This window comes from Candidatus Pantoea soli (assembly GCF_007833795.1).
Lineage (GTDB): Bacteria > Pseudomonadota > Gammaproteobacteria > Enterobacterales > Enterobacteriaceae > Pantoea > Pantoea soli.
Genome location: NZ_CP032702.1, coordinates 855,715 through 873,249, shown reverse-complemented (window position 1 = coordinate 873,249; position 17,535 = coordinate 855,715). Strand labels below are relative to the sequence as shown.

18 protein-coding genes are annotated in these 17,535 nt (G+C 60.9%); 5 read left to right on the top strand and 13 right to left on the bottom strand.

What is annotated here, in order from left to right; translation table 11 throughout:
- Nucleotides 1-13 precede the first annotated feature (13 nt).
- The 10 genes from katG to hpxU all read right to left on the bottom strand — a co-directional run bounded on the left by katG (nucleotide 14) and on the right by hpxU (nucleotide 9,659).
- Nucleotides 14-2,212, bottom strand: coding sequence for a catalase/peroxidase HPI (gene katG, locus D8B20_RS03945; RefSeq protein ID WP_145887320.1), 2,199 nt, complete (start codon nucleotides 2,210-2,212; stop codon nucleotides 14-16).
- Between the two features lie 244 nt (nucleotides 2,213-2,456).
- Nucleotides 2,457-2,792 carry a hydroxyisourate hydrolase gene (gene uraH / locus D8B20_RS03940; protein ID WP_145887318.1) on the bottom strand — a complete coding sequence of 112 codons (336 nt, stop codon included), beginning with the start codon at nucleotides 2,790-2,792 and terminating at the stop codon, nucleotides 2,457-2,459.
- Nucleotides 2,789-3,283 carry a 2-oxo-4-hydroxy-4-carboxy-5-ureidoimidazoline decarboxylase gene (gene uraD, locus D8B20_RS03935; protein ID WP_145887315.1) on the bottom strand — a complete coding sequence of 165 codons (495 nt, stop codon included), beginning with the start codon at nucleotides 3,281-3,283 and terminating at the stop codon, nucleotides 2,789-2,791. Before uraD ends, uraH begins: the two co-directional genes overlap by 4 nt.
- A gap of 9 nt (nucleotides 3,284-3,292) precedes the next feature.
- On the bottom strand, nucleotides 3,293-4,552 hold the full coding sequence (gene hpxK / locus D8B20_RS03930) for an allantoate amidohydrolase (protein ID WP_186454398.1): 1,260 nt from the start codon (nucleotides 4,550-4,552) through the stop codon (nucleotides 3,293-3,295).
- Nucleotides 4,549-5,784, bottom strand: a complete 1,236-nt coding sequence (locus D8B20_RS03925) for a pyridoxal-phosphate-dependent aminotransferase family protein (protein ID WP_145887311.1) — start codon at nucleotides 5,782-5,784, stop codon at nucleotides 4,549-4,551. The genes hpxK and D8B20_RS03925 overlap by 4 nt, the downstream gene beginning before the upstream one ends.
- 23 nt (nucleotides 5,785-5,807) lie before the next feature.
- Nucleotides 5,808-6,539, bottom strand: coding sequence for an amino acid ABC transporter ATP-binding protein (locus D8B20_RS03920; RefSeq protein WP_145887309.1), 732 nt, complete (start codon nucleotides 6,537-6,539; stop codon nucleotides 5,808-5,810).
- Complete coding sequence (locus D8B20_RS03915) at nucleotides 6,520-7,176, bottom strand: amino acid ABC transporter permease (RefSeq protein ID WP_145887307.1); 657 nt, start codon at nucleotides 7,174-7,176, stop codon at nucleotides 6,520-6,522. Before D8B20_RS03915 ends, D8B20_RS03920 begins: the two co-directional genes overlap by 20 nt.
- A complete protein-coding gene (locus tag D8B20_RS03910) occupies nucleotides 7,173-7,838 on the bottom strand; it encodes an amino acid ABC transporter permease (protein ID WP_145887305.1) in 666 nt (221 codons plus the stop codon). Before D8B20_RS03910 ends, D8B20_RS03915 begins: the two co-directional genes overlap by 4 nt.
- Before the next feature lie 3 nt (nucleotides 7,839-7,841).
- Complete coding sequence (locus D8B20_RS03905; protein WP_145887303.1) at nucleotides 7,842-8,627, bottom strand: transporter substrate-binding domain-containing protein; 786 nt, start codon at nucleotides 8,625-8,627, stop codon at nucleotides 7,842-7,844.
- A gap of 192 nt (nucleotides 8,628-8,819) precedes the next feature.
- A complete protein-coding gene (hpxU, locus tag D8B20_RS03900) occupies nucleotides 8,820-9,659 on the bottom strand; it encodes a MurR/RpiR family transcriptional regulator HpxU (RefSeq protein WP_145887301.1) in 840 nt (279 codons plus the stop codon).
- 120 nt (nucleotides 9,660-9,779) lie between these two features.
- Here hpxU and D8B20_RS03895 point away from each other — a divergent pair, with 120 nt between their 5' ends.
- From D8B20_RS03895 to hpxZ, 4 genes are read left to right on the top strand one after another with little or no spacing between them, the layout of a single operon-like run.
- Nucleotides 9,780-11,366 (top strand): gamma-glutamyltransferase family protein, encoded by a 1,587-nt coding sequence (locus D8B20_RS03895; RefSeq protein WP_145887299.1) that lies wholly within the window; start codon nucleotides 9,780-9,782, stop codon nucleotides 11,364-11,366.
- 11 nt (nucleotides 11,367-11,377) lie between these two features.
- Entirely contained in the window at nucleotides 11,378-11,563 is a 186-nt protein-coding gene (gene hpxX / locus D8B20_RS03890) for an oxalurate catabolism protein HpxX (RefSeq protein WP_145887297.1), read from the top strand.
- Complete coding sequence (locus D8B20_RS03885) at nucleotides 11,560-12,960, top strand: AtzE family amidohydrolase (protein WP_145887295.1); 1,401 nt, start codon at nucleotides 11,560-11,562, stop codon at nucleotides 12,958-12,960. The genes hpxX and D8B20_RS03885 overlap by 4 nt, the downstream gene beginning before the upstream one ends.
- Nucleotides 12,960-13,343, top strand: a complete 384-nt coding sequence (gene hpxZ, locus D8B20_RS03880; protein ID WP_186454422.1) for an oxalurate catabolism protein HpxZ — start codon at nucleotides 12,960-12,962, stop codon at nucleotides 13,341-13,343. Before D8B20_RS03885 ends, hpxZ begins: the two co-directional genes overlap by 1 nt.
- A 62-nt stretch (nucleotides 13,344-13,405) precedes the next feature.
- Here hpxZ and puuE read toward each other — a convergent pair whose 3' ends face one another.
- From puuE to D8B20_RS03865, 3 genes are read right to left on the bottom strand one after another with little or no spacing between them, the layout of a single operon-like run.
- A complete protein-coding gene (gene puuE, locus D8B20_RS03875) occupies nucleotides 13,406-14,365 on the bottom strand; it encodes an allantoinase PuuE (protein WP_145887291.1) in 960 nt (319 codons plus the stop codon).
- A gap of 35 nt (nucleotides 14,366-14,400) precedes the next feature.
- A complete protein-coding gene (hpxA, locus tag D8B20_RS03870; protein ID WP_145887289.1) occupies nucleotides 14,401-15,132 on the bottom strand; it encodes an allantoin racemase in 732 nt (243 codons plus the stop codon).
- Nucleotides 15,129-15,851, bottom strand: a complete 723-nt coding sequence (locus D8B20_RS03865) for a GntR family transcriptional regulator (RefSeq protein ID WP_145887287.1) — start codon at nucleotides 15,849-15,851, stop codon at nucleotides 15,129-15,131. Before D8B20_RS03865 ends, hpxA begins: the two co-directional genes overlap by 4 nt.
- 147 nt (nucleotides 15,852-15,998) lie before the next feature.
- Here D8B20_RS03865 and D8B20_RS03860 point away from each other — a divergent pair, with 147 nt between their 5' ends.
- On the top strand, nucleotides 15,999-17,489 hold the full coding sequence (locus D8B20_RS03860) for an NCS1 family nucleobase:cation symporter-1 (RefSeq protein ID WP_145887286.1): 1,491 nt from the start codon (nucleotides 15,999-16,001) through the stop codon (nucleotides 17,487-17,489).
- The last annotated feature ends 46 nt before the right edge of the window (nucleotides 17,490-17,535 follow it).

Here is a 17,535-nt window from a genome sequence, read left to right as displayed (position 1 = left end):
AACGCTGGATGACTCAGAGGTCGAAGCGATCGAGGTTCATCACCTTAGTCCACGCCGCCACGAAGTCATTGACAAACTTCTGTTTCGCATCGCTGCTGGCGTAGACTTCCGCCAGCGCACGCAGGATAGCGTTGGAGCCAAACACCAGATCGGCACGGGTCGCGCTATATTTGACTGCGCCGCTCTGACGGTCACGGCCTTCAAACAGCTCCGCGCTTTCGTCCGTTGCGCGCCATGCGGTGCGCATATCCAGCAGGTTCACGAAGAAGTCGTTGCTCAGTACGCCCGGACGGTCGGTGAAGACGCCGTGTGCGCTGCCATCAAAATTGGTGCCCAGCACGCGCAGGCCCCCCAGCAGCACGGTCAGTTCCGGTGCGCTCAGCGTCAGCTGCTGCGCTTTATCCAGCAGCAGGGTTTCCGTGGATGAGCCGCCGTGAACGCGACGGTAGTTGCGGAAACCATCCGCCAGCGGTTGCAGCACGTTAAAAGAGTCGATGTCCGTCTGATCCTGGCGTGCATCGACGCGGCCCGGCGTAAAGGGAACCTGTACCGCCACGCCCGCGGCGGCGGCGGCCTGCTCAATCCCGACGCTGCCCGCCAGCACAATCACATCCGCCAGCGAGGCTTTACCAGACTCCTGCTGGATGGACTGCAGTACCGGCAGCACATCGTGCACCACGCTGGCGTTCACTGCCCAGCCGTTCTGCGGCGCCAGCGCCAGACGCGCACCGTTGGCGCCACCGCGCTTATCGCCACCGCGGAAGGTAGACGCAGACGCCCAGGCCACGGACACCAGCTGGCTGACGCTCAGGCCGGCCGCCGCAATTTTCGCCTTCAGGTTGGTGATGTCATCGGCGGTGGGCTGATGAACGGCAGCCGGTAAAGGATCCTGCCACAGCAGATCTTCTTTCGGCACTTCCGGCCCCAGATAACGCGCTTTCGGCCCCATATCACGGTGCGTCAGCTTAAACCACGCCCGGGCAAAGGCTTCGTTGAACGCCTGAGGATCGTTGAGGAAGCGGCGGGAAATCTTGCCAAACTCTTCGTCGTAACGCAGCGTCAGGTCGGTTACCAGCATGGTAGGCTTGCGCTTTTTCTCCGGGTCGAACGGATCCGGAATAATGGCTTCCGCATCGGCCGCTTCAAACTGAATAGCGCCCGCCGGGCTGCGTGTCTGCACCCACTCATATTTGAACAGGTTTTCGAAGAAGTAGTTGCTCCACTGGGTCGGGGTTTGCGTCCACACCACTTCCAGGCCCGAGGTAATGGCATCCGCACCCGCACCGCTGCCGTAGCTGCTCTGCCAGCCCAGCCCCTGCGCTTCCAGCGGTGAAGCCTCGGGATCGACCCCGACATGGCTGGCAGCAGCGGCGCCGTGGGTTTTGCCCAGCGTATGACCGCCGGCAATCAGCGCCACGATCTCTTCATCGTTCATACCCATGTTGCCAAAGGTGGCGCGAATGGCAGGCGCGGCTGATTTGGGATCCCCGCTCGCTTCCGGCCCTTCCGGGTTAACGTAAATCAGGCCCATCTCGGTGGCACCCAGCGGCGCGTTGGCAAGGCTTTCCGGGTGGCGGTGAGCCAGCCACTCTTTTTCGTTACCCCAGTCAACGTCCATATCCGGTTCCCACACGTCTTCACGTCCGGCACCGAAGCCAAAAGTACGGAAGCCGGCGTTTTCCAGCGAGACGTTACCCGCCAGGATATAGAGGTCGGCCCAGGAAATTTTCTGACCGTATTTCTGTTTTACCGGCCACAGCAAGCGACGCGCTTTGTCGAGGCTGACGTTGTCTGGCCATGAGTTCAGCGGCGCAAAGCGCTGCTGACCACGACCGGAGCCACCGCGACCGTCAACCGTGCGGTAGGTGCCGGCGCTGTGCCACGCCATGCGGATAAACAGGCCAATGTAGCTGCCCCAGTCGGCGGGCCACCAGGATTGCGAGTCGGTCAGCAGGGCACGGATATCCGCTTTCAGCGCGGCATAATCAAGCGTGCTGAACGCTTCGCGGTAATTGAAATTTTCATCAAGGGGATTGGAACGGCTGGAGTGCTGGTTTAACAGATCGACGCGCAACATGTTGGGCCACCAGTCACGGTTACTGGTGCCGCTGCCTGCGCCGCGGGCTAAAACGCTCTTTTCTTCGGATGCCCCGTGATGAAAGGGACATTTACCTGCGGCTGCTGCGTTATCGTTATTGTCTGGCGTGCTCATTGTTTCTCGGCTCCATTGGCTTCACGTTATCCGCTTAAGATAACCGCAGCCCGCAGCAGAATATATCTGGATGAACCGAAGGTTTTGATAGCTGCTGGCTTTCAATCGCCCGCCTGGCAACGCCCGCATTGCGGGCAAAAACCCGCGCGCTGACAAACAGTAAGCGCACAGCAGGAGGCACCAGCGGCGCAGTACGCCTTGTGCCGCCGCAGCAGCGCTTATCAGCCAGGCGGGCACCGGTGGATTAGCTGCCGCGATAGGTAGACCAGGACCACGGTGAGATAAGAAAAGGCAGATGGTAGTGGCTGCCTGCGCTGCCAATGACAAAATCAATCTGGGCACTGACATAAAGCGCGTCGCGTCCGTCAGCGGCAAAGTAGTCGCCAATTTCAGCGGTCAGCCGGTAGTGGCCAGGCGTGATCGGTTCCGGGGTCAGCGATGTCACCCGACCGTCGCTGTCAGTTTCGCCTTCAGCCACCGGCAGCCACCCTTGCGGGCTGTTCTGCTCCAGCGAAATGGCGACGCCAATCGCCGGTTTGCCCAGCGCGGTATCAAGAATATGGGTGGTGATGGTGCTCATGTGATGCTCTCCTTTAGCCGTAACAGGGTAATTTCCCGCAGCTGCGTCAGCGCTTCCTGCTGCTCGGTCTCTGCATCATTGTTAAGCCTGCGCTGCAATTCCGCCAGCATCTGCTCACCGCTGCGCCCTTTGGCCCGAATCAGAAATACCCGGCCAAAACGCTGCTCATAGCGCTGATTGCCCGCCTGCATTGCCTGTTGCAGCGCCGCATCCGCCTGCTGCATTGCCGACTGTTCACGCCGTGACAGCGCCGCTTCCCGGTGCGCACCGGCGGCGTTTTCCCCAATGCGCGGATGCGCACTAAGCGCCTGCCGCAGATCGTCCGCCTGCCAGTTCAGCGTCAGCTGTTCCGCCCTGCGATACAGGGCATCGGTATCGGCAAACGGGCGTGCCGCCACCAGCGCCTGCTGCCAGCCGGCGATCGCCACGCAGTGGGCAATGGCCTGGCGGGCCTGCTCCGTCTCAGCCTGATTAAATGTGGTCAGCTCCATGGTGTCTCCTCAGCCCTGCGCCAGCTGATGCACCGCCTGCAGCCAGGCTTGCACCCCCAGTGCCACATCCTCAGCCCGCACCGATTCCGCCGGATGGTGACTGATACCGCGATGGTTGCGCACAAACAGCATGCCCACCGGCCAGCGCTCCGCGATAGCGATCGCGTCATGACCGGCACCGCTCGGCAGCGACAGCGAACGCCCCTGCACGGTTTCTACGGCATGGCTCAGCGCCTGCTGCAGGCGCGCGTCGCAGGCAGTTGCCGCGATGCGATAATATTCGTGCGCCGTGAACGACAGACCGCGCCGCAGGGCAATCGCCTCAGCCTGGGTGAGCAGCACCGAGAGCAGACGCTCCAGCGGTGCGTCCTGCGGGCCGCGGATATCCAGCGACAGCTGAACCTCGCCAGGGATGACGTTCACCGCCCCCGGCTGGCAGTTCAGCGTGCCGACCGTGGCCACCAGCTGCGGGTCGTGCTCGCGCGTGGTCTGTTCAATAAACACCATCCACTCTGCCGCCGCGGCAAGTGCGTCGCGGCGGTGGGTCATCGGCACCGTGCCGGCATGGCCGGCTTCACCACTAAAGTGGCAGGTCAGCCGGCGGGCACCGTTGATGGCCGTGACCACGCCCAGCGCCAGATCTGCCTGCTCCAGGCAAGGCCCCTGCTCAATATGCAGCTCCAGATAGGCCGCGATGTCGCTGACTTCGCGCGCGGCTTCATGGATCCGCGCGGCATCCAGCCCGACGTCCTGCATCGCGGCGGCAACGGTAATGCCGTTGCCGTCCGGATGCGTCACCCAGCTGTCCGGCCAGCTGCCGGTAATGCCGCGGCTGCCAAGCAGCGTAATGCCAAAGCGCGTGCCCTCTTCGTCGCCAAAACCGATAATTTCAATCGCCTGCGGCAGACGCAGCTGGCGATCGTGCAGCCACTGTACAATTTCAATGGCGCTGAGTACCCCCAGCATGCCGTCATAGCGCCCGGCGTTGCGTACCGTATCCAGATGCGAGCCCAGCAGCAGCGCCGCCGCACCCGGAACAGTGGCTTCGTAACGACCGCAGATATTGCCAACCGCATCCTGCCAGGTGTGCATTCCGGCAGCCTGCATCCATTCTGCTACGCGCGCATTGGCCCGTAGCTGCTCTGGCGACAGGTAAACGCGCGTCAGGCTGCCGGCGCTCTCACTGATTTCAGCCAGCGCATCACAGCGCGCCATGACGCGCTGCGCGGCCGACTGCGCCTCACTGGCGCTCATCAGGCTGACACTCATGCATGGCTCCCGTAGTGATCCCATGCCGCCTGCAGTCCGGCGCCTTGGGTGGTGCGGAAGCCGCAGTGATTCAGCACCGCTTCCAGCGCGCTCAGGGTCTGCATCACGCAATCTTTGCGCGCGTTGTATCCCATGGTGCCAATGCGCCACACTTTTCCGTGCAGCGGACCAAAAGAGGTGCCGATCTCAATGCCGAAATCCTCCAGCATCAGCTTGCGCACCCGATCGCCATCAATGCCCGCCGGGATCACCACGCCCAGCACGTTATTCATCTTGTGGCGCAGGTCGCCGAAGGTTTCAAGTTCCATGCCCTGAATCCCTTTCAGCAGCGCATTGCCGTGCAGTTTATGGCGGGCGATGCTGTTATCCAGCCCTTCCTGCAGCAGCAGGCGCGCGCACTCACGCGCACCAAACAGGGCCGTGGTGGCTTCGGTATGGTGATTCAGGCGCTCCGGCCCCCAGTAATCCATGATCATGCCGAGGTCAAAGTAGTTGGAGTAGATCATCTCATCAGCGCCATCCTGATGCGCGGCGGTGCGAATCCCCTGCTCCACGCATTTGCGCTGGCGGATCACCGCCTCCATCTGCGGGCTCAGCGTGACTGGCGACGTGCCGGACGGCCCGCCCAGGCACTTCTGCATCCCGGCGGACACCGCATCCAGCCCCCATGCATCCGTCTCCAGCGCGTTACCGCCCAGCGAGGCGGTGGCATCGGTGTAGAGCAGCACGCCATATTTCCGGCAGAGGGCACCCAGCTCATTCAGCGGCTGCAGCATGGTGGTTGAGGTATCGCCCTGCACCGTCAGCAGCAGACGCGGCTGGACTTTTTTGAGGGCGTCTTCAATCTGATCCGGCGTAAATACTTCACCCCAGGGCACCTCAATGGTGTGCACCTCGGCGCGGCAGCGGCGCGCGATTTCGCATAGCAGATGCCCGAAGCGGCCAAATACCGGCACCAGCACTTTATCGCCCGGACGGATCGCCGACAGCAGTATCGCTTCGATACCGGCGCGGGACGTACCATCGATCAGCAACGTCCAGCGGTTTTCTGTACGAAAGACACCGCGGTACAGCGCCATCACTTCATTCATGTAATGGGTCATCGCCGGATCGTACTGGCCGATCAGCTGGCTCGACATGGCGCGCAGCACGCGCGGGTCGGCATTGATTGGGCCCGGCCCCATCAGCAGGCGCTGTGGTGGATTGATTTGCGAAAACTGGCTGATATCCATGATCGGTTCCTTAGTTCAGAAGCTTAGAGACGCACGGTCGAGATAAACTGCTTCAGCTCAGCGCTTTGCGGGTTGGCAAACAGCGTTTTGCTGTCGCCCTGCTCCCAGACGCGCCCCTGATGCATAAAGACCACGCGGTCGCCCACGTCGCGGGCGAAGTTCATTTCATGCGTGACGAGAATCAGCGTCATGCCTTCAGCAGCAAGCTGCTCCAGCACTTTCAGCACTTCACCCACCAGTTCCGGGTCCAGCGCCGAGGTGATTTCGTCACACAGTAAGACTTTGGGCTGCATCGCCAGCGCCCGGGCAATCGCCACGCGCTGCTGCTGCCCGCCGGAAAGACTGGCCGGATAGTAATGGAGGCGTTCGCCGAGCCCGACCTTCTCCAGCATCTGCGTGGCCAGCGCGCGGCATTCGGCTTCGCTTTTCTTCAGCACGCGGCGTGGTGCCAGCATGACGTTTTCCAGCGCCGTCATGTGCGGGAACAGGTTAAAGTTCTGGAACACCATCCCTACAGAGCGGCTGATTTCCCGCGCCTGCGATTCGCGATCGGTGATGGTCATGCCGCCCAGCTTGATGCTGCCCTCCTGATACCCTTCCAGCCCGTTCATGCAGCGCAGCAGGGTGCTTTTGCCCGAGCCGCTGCGGCCAATGATGGAGATCACTTCGCCGTTATCGATATCCAGATCGACCCCTTTCAGCACGTGGTTATCGCCGTAGTACTTCTGGACCTGATTAATGGTGATGAGCGGCATTGAATTTTTTCTCCAGATACTGGCTGTAACGCGACAGCGGATAACACATCAGGAAGTAGCCCAGCGCGACCAGGCCAAATACTTTAAACGGTTGATAGGTCACGTTATTAAGAATGGTGCCGGCTTTGGTCAGTTCGACGAAGCCAATGATGGAGGCCAGCGCCGTACCTTTGATCACCTGCACAGCAAACCCCACGGTTGGCGCAATCGCAATGCGAATCGCCTGCGGCGCCACCACGCGCACCAGCGTCTGACCAAAGTTCAGACCCAGGCAGCGCGCCGCCTCCCACTGCCCTTTCGGCAAGGCGCGAATACTGCCATACCAGATATCCACCAGAAACGCGCTGGTGTAGAGCGTCAGCGCCAGCGACGCTGCCGTCCAGGGCGCCACGTCGATGCCAAACAGCCCGACACCAAAGAAAGCGAGAAACAGCTGCATCAGCAGCGGCGTGCCCTGAAACAGTTCGGTATAGCCACGCACCAGGCGCAGCAGCCACGGCCGCTTCAGCAAACGCAGAAACAGCAGCGGCAGCGTAACCAGCGTGCCGCCGAAAAAGGCCACCAGCGACAGCAACAGCGTCCAGCGTGCGGCCAGTAGCAGATTGCGCAGGATGTCCCAGTCAGTAAACGTTGTCATGCGGGCTGCGCTCCAAACCATTTGCGCCCCAGCGCCAGCAGCAGCTGACGCATGGCGATCGACAACGCCAGATAAATCAGCGTGGTCACCAGATAGACTTCAAAGCTCAAAAAGGTGCGTGACTGAATCAGGTTGGCGGCAAACGTCAGCTCTTCATAGGAGACCTGCGATACCACCGAGGAGCCGAGCATCACGATGATGCACTGGCTGACCAGCGCCGGGTAAATGCGCTGCAGCGACGGCGGCAGCACCACGCGGATAAAAGTCTGCGTGCGGCTCAGTCCCAGTACGCGGCCGGCTTCCCACTGCCCTTTCGGTGTCACCTGAATCCCGGCGCGAATAATTTCCGTGCTGTAAGCGCCAAGATTAACCAGCATCGCCAGCAGCGCGGCCTCACCTGCCGTGAGTTTCAGCCCCAGATTAGGCAGGCCAAATACGATGAAGAACAGCTGTACCACAAACGGTGTGTTGCGAATCAGCTCGACGTAGACGCCCCACAGGCGGCTGGCCCAGCTGGGTCTGCCGCTGCGCAGCGCCGCGCCCAGAATCCCGAGGCTGACGCCGCCCAGCGTCGCCAGCACCGTCAGCTGCACCGTCACCCACAGACCGGCCAGCAGCGCCGGCCAGTGCGGCCAGAGATCAGCGAAGTTAAGCTGCGTCATGGCTCAGGCACCGAGGCTGGCAGGCAGCGGCGCTTTCAGCCACTCTTCCGAGAGTGCGTTCAGCGTGCCGTCTTTAATGCCCTGCTCAATCAGCGCATTCACTTTCTCTTTCAGCGCCGGCTCATTTTTTTTCAGCCCGATATAGCATGGTGAATCCTTCAGCATAAACTGCGGCACCGGGGCTTTTTCAGCGTTCTGGCGCGCAATCGCCGCCACGACCAGGTTACCGGTGGCCACATACTGCACCTGACCGGATAAGTAGGCCGAGAGCGTGGTGTTGTTATCTTCGTAACGTTTCACCTGCGCATCTTTGGGTGCCACATCGCTCAGCACCATGTCTTCCACCGCGCCACGCGTGACACCTATCGATTTTCCGCTCAGCGCCGCCGCGTCTTTCAGCGGCTCCCCTTTCGGACCAAAGACGCCAAGGAAAAAGGGCGCGTAAGCGCGGCTGAAATCGATGACTTTTTCACGCTCCGCGTTTTTCCCCATGCTGGAGATCACCAGATCCACTTTATCCGTCTGCAGATAAGGCACGCGGTTGGCGCTGGAGACCGGCACCAGCTGCAACTTCAGTTTCATCTGCTTCGCGAGGTATTTCGCCATATCAATGTCGTAACCCTGCGGCTGCAGGTCCGTGCCGACCGAACCAAACGGCGGGAAATCCTGCGGTACAGCGATACGGATCACGCCGCGTTTCTGGATATCCTGCAGCTGATCGGCCAGTGCGCTGCCCGCCTGAGCCATCAGTAATGCTGCGCCTGCTACTGCCAGTAAAAGCTTTTTCATTATGCACCCCGGTAACGTAAGCATGAAACAAAAGATTCCTGATTACGTGATCTGCAACTAATGTGCCAGGTGCGGCTGCGGTTAAAAAAGCGGGAGAAATATGATGGTAAGCGGATTGACGCGGTTGTCAGCCGGAGAGGCCCTGCAATGCAGGGCGATCAAAAAGAGTGCAAAGCACCAAAAGGGTGCCCGCTAGCGGTGTTCCAGCTCGTCCAGCTGCTGGTAAAGATCGGCAATATGGTGGATGCGCTGACGCCCCTGCGACAGCATCTCGTGCAGCAAGGCATTGGCCACCAGGTTTATCAGGCTCATGGCCGATGCGTAGCTGTCAAATGCCGAAACGCTGTCCAGCGGGGCACACAGCTGCCAGCGCGCCAGCGACGTTACCCCCTGCGCCTGCGGCTCGCACAGCGCCAGCACCGGCACATGCTGCTGCTGCAGCTGCTGCATCAGCGGGCGAATGATGCGCGGACGTCGCCGGAATGCCATCACCACCACCACATCCTCGGGGGTGATATCCACCAGTTCTTCCCCCAGCGTTTGTCCGGGCTGCGGCAGTAAAAACACCTGCGCACGCGCCTGTATCAGCTGCTGGCGCAGGTGCAGCGCCACCGGATAGGCATTGCGCATGCCGATAATAAAGATGCGGCGGGCGGCGCTCAGCGCCTGAATGACGTCGCCAAACTGCTGCGCATCGATGCTATTAACCCACTGCGTCAGGTTCGCCATCTCCTGCTTATAGTGACGCGACAGTAAGGTGTTGCCCTGCACCGCATCCCGGTTATCGGTCAGCGGCATACCGCTCTGGCGCAGGATGCGCAGCTCATCGCGCATGTCTTTGTATTTTTCATAGCCAAGACGTTTGAACAGGCGACTGACCGTCGCTTTAGACACCCCGCTCAGCCGCGCCAGCTCTGCGCTGTTGTAGCTGATCATGTCGTCAAAATGGTCAAACACAAAGTCGGCGATGCGCTGCTCCTGCGGCGACAGCTGCGGATAGTGACTGCGGAGGCGTTCATCAAGCTGTTTCATATCCGGTCCTGTAACTTTTGTTTCAGCACAAGCTAGCATAAATCGATCCACAGTGAACGCACCGCAAAACTGGAACAGCTCTTGCTTCTGCAACCGGACGTACCCGAACAAGAGTGCATTATGATCCAGAGCAATATGGCCCCGCAGGGCATGGCGGTGACGCCGCATCACCTCGCCAGCGAAAGCGCCTTAGCGGTGCTGCGTGAAGGCGGTAACGCATTACAGGCAATGGTCGCGGCGGCGGCAACCATTGCGGTGGTTTATCCGCACATGAATGGGCTGGGCGGCGATGGTTTCTGGCTGGTGGTGCCGCCACACGGCGATCCGATCGCCATTGATGCCAGCGGAGCCGCAGGCGCGCTGGCGCACCGCGATTTCTACTCCGGCGAAAGTCACATCCCCCATCGCGGGCCAAAGGCGGCGCTGACCGTGGCGGGCACCGTCAGCGGCTGGCAGGAAGCCCTGACGCTGGCCGCCGAACTCGGTGCCGCACCGCTGCCCCTCTCCCGCCTGTTACGTGATGCGCTGCGCTACGCCGCCGACGGTATTCCGGTGACCGCCTCACAGGCCGCTGCCACCGCGGCCAAACAGCACGAATTACTGCATCAGCCCGGTTTTGCCGCCACCTTTCTGCCGGATGGCAGCGTGCCGGCGGCAGGGAGTCGTTTCACCCAGCCGGCCTTAGCGCAGACGCTGAGCCTGTTAAGCGATCAGGGGCTGGAGAGTTTTTACCGTGGCGAACTGGCGCAGCATTTGGCCCGGGAAATGCAAAAGCTTGGCATGCCGATCACGCTGGCAGATTTACAGCAGCAGCGTGCGCGCCGCTGCACACCGCTGCATCTGGCCCACAGTGAAGGCGACATCTGGAACATGACGCCTCCCACGCAGGGACTGGTCTCACTGGCGATCCTGGGTATCACCGATCACCTGAACATGGCACAGGCTGATGAGGCAGAAACCGTGCATCGCATTGTTGAAGCCACGAAAAAAGCGTTCGCGCTGCGCGATAAGCACATCACCGATCCGCGCCACATAGATACCGACCTTCAGGCGCTGCTGACGCGCGACCACCTCACCGCGCTGGCGGCACAGGTGCGGGACGATCATGCGGCTGCCTGGGGCACCGGTCGCGGCCCCGGCGATACCGTGTGGATGGGGGTAATGGACAGCAGCGGGCTGGCGGTCTCCTTTATCCAGAGTATCTACCACGAATTTGGCAGCGGTGTGGTGCTGCCCGGTACCGGCATCACCTGGCAAAACCGCGGGGCGGCTTTCAGCCTGCAACCGGATCATCTGCTGGCACTGCTGCCCGGCAAACAGCCGTTTCATACCCTGAACCCCGCCGCTGCACGGCTGAAAGATGGCCGCACGCTGGTGTACGGCTCCATGGGTGGCGATGGCCAGCCCCAGACCCAGGCGGCGATTTTTACCCGGCATGTAATACAGGGCCTGCCGCTGCAGCAGGCCGTAAGTGCGCCGCGCTGGCTGTTGGGCCGCACGTGGGGAGAATCCTCTGATTCGCTCAAGCTGGAAGCGCGTTTTGCACCGGAAACCGTGCAGCGCCTGCGCGCGCTCGGGCATGAGGTGGAGCTGCTGCCTGATTTCAGCGAAGTGGTCGGCCATGCCGGCGCCATCATCAGACATAACAACGGCATGCTGGAAGGCGCGTTCGATCCGCGCAGTAACGGCAGCGCCGCCGGTTTTTAACGGAGGAAACCATGAGTACACAACCGGACTGGGCGCAGTATATTGCGCAGATGGAGCAGATTCTGGCACTGGAACTGGACGACGTGCGTCGGGCAGAGCTGCTGATGCAGTTCTCGCGGATTGCCGCCATGGCGCAGCCGCTGATGGCGCTGCCGCTGGACGATCGCCTTGAAGTGGCAGGAGTGTTCCATCCATGAAGCTGGCCTCTCTCTCTATTACGCAGCTGCAGCAGGCGCTGGCGCAGGGCGATCTCAGCGCGCGCGACGTGGCGCGCCAGACACTGCAGGCAATTGAGCAGCACAACCCGGCGCTGAACGCCTGGACCGCCGTCACGGGGCAGCGCATGCTGCAGGAAGCGGAACAGATCGATCAAAAGCGCCGGCGCGGTGAAAAGCTGCCGCCGCTGGCCGGCGTGCCTTATGCGGTCAAGAATCTGTTTGACGTGGCGGAGCACACCACACTGGCAGGTGCGCAGCTGTTTGCACAGCGGCCTGCTGCCGCGCAGGATGCCTGGGCAGTCGCGCAGTTGCAACGCTGCGGCGCGCTGCTCTCCGGCATGCTGAACATGGATGCTTATGCGTATGGCTTCACCACGGAAAACACGCACTATGGTGCAACACGTAACCCGCGCGATTTAACCCGCATCGCCGGTGGATCGTCCGGCGGATCGGCGGCGGCGGTGGCAGCCGGGCTGGTGCATTTTTCGCTTGGCACGGACACCAACGGCTCCATTCGCGTTCCCGCCTCGCTGTGCGGGATCTTTGGTCTGAAACCCACCTTTGGCCGGTTATCACGCAGCGGCAGCCATCCCTTTGTTGCCAGCCTCGACCATATCGGGCCGCTGGCCCGTTCGGTGGAAGATTTAACGCAGGTGTACGATGCCCTGCAGGGTGCCGATCCCACCGATGCCTTTCAGGCGCAGCAGCCGGTACAGCCAGCCGGTACCACGCTGCACGCCGGGGCGGAGGGGCTGCGCTGCGCCGTGCTGGGCGGCTATTTTGCCACCTGGTGTAATGACGATGCGCGCGCGGCCGTGGCGGCAGCGGCCAAAGCACTGCAGGCTGACGCAGAGATCACCCTGCCCGAAGCGGAACTGGCCCGCTCCGCCGCGTTTATCCTGACAGCGGCTGAAGGCGGTAATCACTATCTGCCGGCGCTGCGCAGCGCTCCGCAGCAGTTCGAGCCGCATTCGCGCGAGCGGTTACTGGCTGGTGCCATGCTGCCTGCTGCGTGGTACGTGCAGGCGCAGCGTTTCCGTCGTCATTTTCAGCAGCAGGTGCTGCCGCTGTTTCGTCATATTGATGTGCTGATTGCACCGGCCACGCCATGCAGCGCCACCACGGTGGGACAGGAAACGATCTTTATCAATGGCCAGTCTTTACCGACGCGTGCCAGCATGGGCATGCTGACGCAGCCGATCTCTTTCCTCGGATTACCGGTGTGCACGGTTCCGCTGCCAACTGCCAGCGGCTTGCCGATTGGCCTGCAGCTGATAGCCGCCCCCTTTAAAGAGCATCTGGCGCTACGCGCCGCCCACGCACTGCAACAGCAGGGGCTTACCCTGCCACAAATAACAGGGATGGAAACCCCATGATGACACCTGAACAGATTGATCAACCAGCAGTGCTGGCTGAAGTACGCGCGGCGTTTTACCGCTATGAGCAGGCGCTGGTCACCAATGATGTGGCAACGCTGGACGCATTGTTCTGGCATGAGGCGCGCACGGTTCGTCTCGGCGCGGGGGAGAATTTATACGGTATTGAAGCGATACGCGCTTTCCGCGCGGCACGCCCCTCGCAGGGCCTGGCGCGCACGCTGCGTAACACCGTCATCACCACCTTCGGCGACGATTATGCGGTGTGCAGCACCGAATTCACCCGCGAAGGCGTGGCGAAAATCGGACGGCAGCAGCAGACGTGGGTCAGAATGGCTGACGGCTGGCGCATTGTAGCCGCTCAGGTCAGCCTGATGAGCTGAAACGCAAGCCGGGCTGATAACCAGCCCGGTGGCCGTGTGGCATTACCGGCTGTGCGGCAGGATTAAACCGCCGGTGCCGGGTGCGTGCTAATCCAGTGATCGGCAATCTGCTGGCGGGTACAGATCCACACATCGTCATACTGCTGAATGTGATCAAGAAAACGCTGCAGCGCGCGGAATTTACCCGGCCGTCCCAGCAGGCGGCAGTGCATGCCTACCGACATCATCTTCGGCGCGCTTTCTCCCTCTTCATACAGCACATCGAACGTATCACGCAGATAGGTAAAGAACTGCTCTGCGGTATTGAAACCCTGCGGCGTGGCAAAGCGCATGTCATTGCACTCCAGCGTATACGGGATGATCAGATGCGGCTTCACCGTCCCGTCCTGACAGGTCACCTGGGTCCAGAACGGCAGGTCGTCACCGTAGTTGTCACTGTCGTAGCTGAAGCCGCCCTGCTCCACCACCAGCCGGCGCGTGTTCGGGCTGTCGCGTCCCGTATACCAGCCGGTCGGAGCTTTACCAAACAGATCGGTCAGCACATCCACCGCCTGTTGCATATGCTGCCGCTCGGTTTTTGCATCCATGCCCTGATAGTGGATCCAGCGCCAGCCGTGGCTGACCACGTCGTAATCCGCCGCTTTGATCGCCGCGACAATATCCGGATGGCGTGCCAGCGCCATCGCCACGCCGAAAATGGTCAGCGGCAGCCCGCGCTGCTGAAACGCCTGATGAATCCGCCAGAATCCGGCGCGCGAGCCATACTCATACAGCGACTCCATTGACATATGCCGGTCGGCATAGCTGGCCGCCCCGATGATATCGGAAAGAAACTGCTCGGAGCCGGCATCACCATGCAGCACGCTGTTTTCCGCGCCTTCTTCATAATTCAGCACAAACTGCACGGCAACGCGGGCGTTGCCGGGCCACTGTGCATGCGGCGGCTGCCCGGCGTAGCCAATCAGGTCACGCGGGTAGTTTTTGTTGAAGCTGTACTCTTTCTTTTCAGATACGTCGCTCATTCTGCAAGTTCCTGTGATCAGTCCTCAACCAGCCCTTAGTTTAGGTGCTGAAATGGCCCACTGAGCGGTTTTTGTCGTGGATAATCGAGATCGCCCTGTTTGCTGGTGCCAAAGCCAAGCGCCACCAGCGACTCCACCATTTTCACCGCCGCACTCACGCCATCAATCACCGGCATGCCCAGCTCGCGGGTAAGTTCCTGCGCCAGCGCCGCCATGCCACCACAGCCCAGCACGATTGCCCCACTGCCATCTTCCCGCTTAGCCTGAATGCAGCGCTGGCGTACTCTCTCCTGGGCGATGCCGCTGCCATCCTCCAGCGCCAGCACCGGCAGATCGATAGCATGCAGCGCCGCACAGTGATGGGTAAAACCATACTGCTGCAGCAGATGGCGGGCGATGATCAGCGTGCGCGGCAACGTGGTGACGATAGAAAATCGCGTCGCCACCAGCGTGGCGGTATGCATCGCCGCTTCAGCAATACCAATAACCGGCCCGCTCGCCAGTTCGCGCGCGGCCAGCAGCCCCGGATCGCCAAAACAGGCAATCACATGGCCATTGACGCCCTGCGCTTTCCCCAGCGCGACCTGCTCCAGCACGCCTACGGCAGCAATCGCTTCATCAAAATGCCCTTCAATTGAAGGCACGCCATGGCGCGGACAGACTGCAATAATTTCCGTGCCCGGTGCCGCCACCGCACGCGCCGCAGCGCCGATGGTTTCGGTCATTGCCGCGCTGGTATTGGGGTTGATTACCTGGATCAGGCTCATGATGCCGCTCCTTTATGACCGGCAAATAACCGGGAGAAATCAGGCAGGGTTTCGCCGCTGCGCTCAAAGTGCAGGCTGGCGATGATGTGTTCAAAATGCTGTTGCAGCGCGGCCGTCAGCGCCGGCAGATCGTTCTGTCGCAGCAGATCCACCAGACGATCGTGATGATCGCAGCGGCAGCCACGCTGCCAGGGCGCGCCCCAGGCGGCAATCACCAGCGAAGAGCGCTGCGTCAGCCCGGTAACCATTTCCGTCAGCACCTGGTTGCCGGAGATGGCCTGCAGCTGAATGTGGAAAGCAGCAGAAAGGCGAATTGCTGCGGCACCGTCATGCTGCGCATGGGCCTGCTCTTCTTCTTCAATTAAGCGCGTGAGCGCCGCCAGGTGCGGCGGCTGCAGGTGGGCCAGTACCGCAGGCAGGTTGGCACACTCCAGCAGACTGCGCGTGGCGAAGATATCGCGCGCCTCCTCCACGCCTGGCGTAGCAACCTGTGCACCACGTCTGGGCGACAGCGTGACCATTTGCACTGCCGCGAGGCGCTGCAGCACTTTGCGGATACCGGTGCGGCTTACGCCGAATACCTCTGCCAGGGCTTCTTCCGGCAGTTTGCTGCCTGGCGGTAACTGGTGTTCCACAATGGCGTTCAGCAACGCCTGATATATCACTTCGTCTTTGTCGTTCAGGTCGGCCGCGGCTTTCTGGCCTGTTTCACTCTTCATTACCGGCTCCGGTCAGTCAGTGTCCCTGTGCACATCGTATACGTGAAATCGATTTTTTGTATACAGAAAATCAAAGCTGGCCTGATTCCTGCAATACCGTTGCACAACGTCATTAATTTTTTCCATGCAGTCAGAGGAGCAGGTTTCATGCCAAATCAATCTCAGGTTAACGCCGGGGCGACCGCTGCCCATGCCCGCTACAGTCCGCGTCTGTGTAACGAAGACCTCGCTCCGACGCGCAACCAGAACTGGTCGTGGTACAACATTTTTTCATTCTGGATGTCCGATGTGCACAGCATGGGCGGCTACGTCGTGGCAGCCAGCTTCTTTACGCTTGGGCTGGCGAGCTGGCAGGTGCTGCTGTGCCTGCTGGCCGGTATCTGCATTGTTCAGCTGTGCGCGAATCTGGTGGCGAAACCCAGCCAGATGGCAGGCGTGCCTTATGCCGTTATCTCACGTCAGGCGTTTGGTGTGTTCGGTGCCAATATTCCTGCCGTGATACGCGGCCTGATCGCCTTTGCATGGTATGGCATCCAGACCTATCTGGCGGCCAATGCGCTGATGCTGGTGCTGCTGAAGTTTTATCCCTCCCTGAGCAGCCTGACGCAGAGCAGCTGGCTGGGTTTATCGCTGCTGGGCTGGTGCTGTTTCGGCGTAATGTGGCTGCTGCAGGCTATGGTGTTCTGGCATGGCATGAGCGCCATTAAACGCTTTATTGATGTGGCTGGCCCGGCGGTCTACGTGGTCATGGTGGCGCTGGCCGGCTGGATTGTATACAAAACTGGCTTTGAGGGGATCTCGTTTACCCTGGCCAGCAAATCGCTCAGCGCCGGTGAGCAGACGTGGCAGATGATCACCGCCACGGCGCTGGTGGTCTCTTACTTTTCCGGCCCGCTGCTTAACTTCGGCGACTTTTCGCGCTATGCCAGCAGCATGGGAGAAATTCGTCGCGGCAATCGCTGGGGCCTGCCGTTTAACTTCCTGCTGTTCTCTGTTGTGACGGTGGTGATTGTCTCCGGCACGCAGTCGCTGTTTGGCCGCATGATCACCGATCCGATTGAAACCGTGAGTATGGTCGGTAACGATGTGGCAGTGGCTATCGGCCTGCTCACCATGATTACCGCCACGATCGGCATCAATATCGTAGCGAACTTTGTTTCGCCGGCGTTTGACTTCTCCAACTGTTCACCGCAGAAAATCAGCTTCCGCACGGGCGGTATGATCGCCGCGGTGGGCTCGGTGCTGCTGACGCCGTGGAACCTGTTCCAGTCACCGGAACTGATTCACTATACGCTGGACGTGCTGGGCTCCTTTATCGGGCCACTGTTTGGCATTCTGATTGCGGATTTTTACCTGATTAAACGCAGCCGGGTTTACGTGGACGACCTGTTTGATGACACGCCAAAGGGCCGCTACTGGTATCGCAGTGGCTTCAACCCGAAAGCCATTGCCGCGCTGGTACCGGCAACCGGTATCTGCCTGGTGATCAGCTTTATTCCGGCGCTGCACGCAGTGGCAAACTTCAGCTGGTTTATTGGCGTGGCGCTGGGTGCAGGCTGCTATCGCTGGCTGGCGCGCGCCGAACGCGAGGTGCCGGTGGCCGTTTATCGTCAGGAAGTGGCGATGCAGAAGGAGTAAGACATAACCGTCAGGCCGGGCGGGCCGGCCAGAAAAGCAAAAAGCC

What these genes read in the sequence shown, in the direction of transcription:
- katG (WP_145887320.1), bottom strand. Translation starts at nt 2,212, where the DNA reads ATGAGCACGCCAGACAATAACGATAACGCAGCAGCCGCAGGTAAATGT.
- uraH (WP_145887318.1), bottom strand. Translation starts at nt 2,792, where the DNA reads ATGAGCACCATCACCACCCATATTCTTGATACCGCGCTGGGCAAACCG.
- uraD (WP_145887315.1), bottom strand. Translation starts at nt 3,283, where the DNA reads ATGGAGCTGACCACATTTAATCAGGCTGAGACGGAGCAGGCCCGCCAG.
- hpxK (WP_186454398.1), bottom strand. Translation starts at nt 4,552, where the DNA reads ATGAGTGTCAGCCTGATGAGCGCCAGTGAGGCGCAGTCGGCCGCGCAG.
- D8B20_RS03925 (WP_145887311.1), bottom strand. Translation starts at nt 5,784, where the DNA reads ATGGATATCAGCCAGTTTTCGCAAATCAATCCACCACAGCGCCTGCTG.
- D8B20_RS03920 (WP_145887309.1), bottom strand. Translation starts at nt 6,539, where the DNA reads ATGCCGCTCATCACCATTAATCAGGTCCAGAAGTACTACGGCGATAAC.
- D8B20_RS03915 (WP_145887307.1), bottom strand. Translation starts at nt 7,176, where the DNA reads ATGACAACGTTTACTGACTGGGACATCCTGCGCAATCTGCTACTGGCC.
- D8B20_RS03910 (WP_145887305.1), bottom strand. Translation starts at nt 7,838, where the DNA reads ATGACGCAGCTTAACTTCGCTGATCTCTGGCCGCACTGGCCGGCGCTG.
- D8B20_RS03905 (WP_145887303.1), bottom strand. Translation starts at nt 8,627, where the DNA reads ATGAAAAAGCTTTTACTGGCAGTAGCAGGCGCAGCATTACTGATGGCT.
- hpxU (WP_145887301.1), bottom strand. Translation starts at nt 9,659, where the DNA reads ATGAAACAGCTTGATGAACGCCTCCGCAGTCACTATCCGCAGCTGTCG.
- D8B20_RS03895 (WP_145887299.1), top strand. Translation starts at nt 9,780, where the DNA reads ATGATCCAGAGCAATATGGCCCCGCAGGGCATGGCGGTGACGCCGCAT.
- hpxX (WP_145887297.1), top strand. Translation starts at nt 11,378, where the DNA reads ATGAGTACACAACCGGACTGGGCGCAGTATATTGCGCAGATGGAGCAG.
- D8B20_RS03885 (WP_145887295.1), top strand. Translation starts at nt 11,560, where the DNA reads ATGAAGCTGGCCTCTCTCTCTATTACGCAGCTGCAGCAGGCGCTGGCG.
- hpxZ (WP_186454422.1), top strand. Translation starts at nt 12,960, where the DNA reads ATGACACCTGAACAGATTGATCAACCAGCAGTGCTGGCTGAAGTACGC.
- puuE (WP_145887291.1), bottom strand. Translation starts at nt 14,365, where the DNA reads ATGAGCGACGTATCTGAAAAGAAAGAGTACAGCTTCAACAAAAACTAC.
- hpxA (WP_145887289.1), bottom strand. Translation starts at nt 15,132, where the DNA reads ATGAGCCTGATCCAGGTAATCAACCCCAATACCAGCGCGGCAATGACC.
- D8B20_RS03865 (WP_145887287.1), bottom strand. Translation starts at nt 15,851, where the DNA reads ATGAAGAGTGAAACAGGCCAGAAAGCCGCGGCCGACCTGAACGACAAA.
- D8B20_RS03860 (WP_145887286.1), top strand. Translation starts at nt 15,999, where the DNA reads ATGCCAAATCAATCTCAGGTTAACGCCGGGGCGACCGCTGCCCATGCC.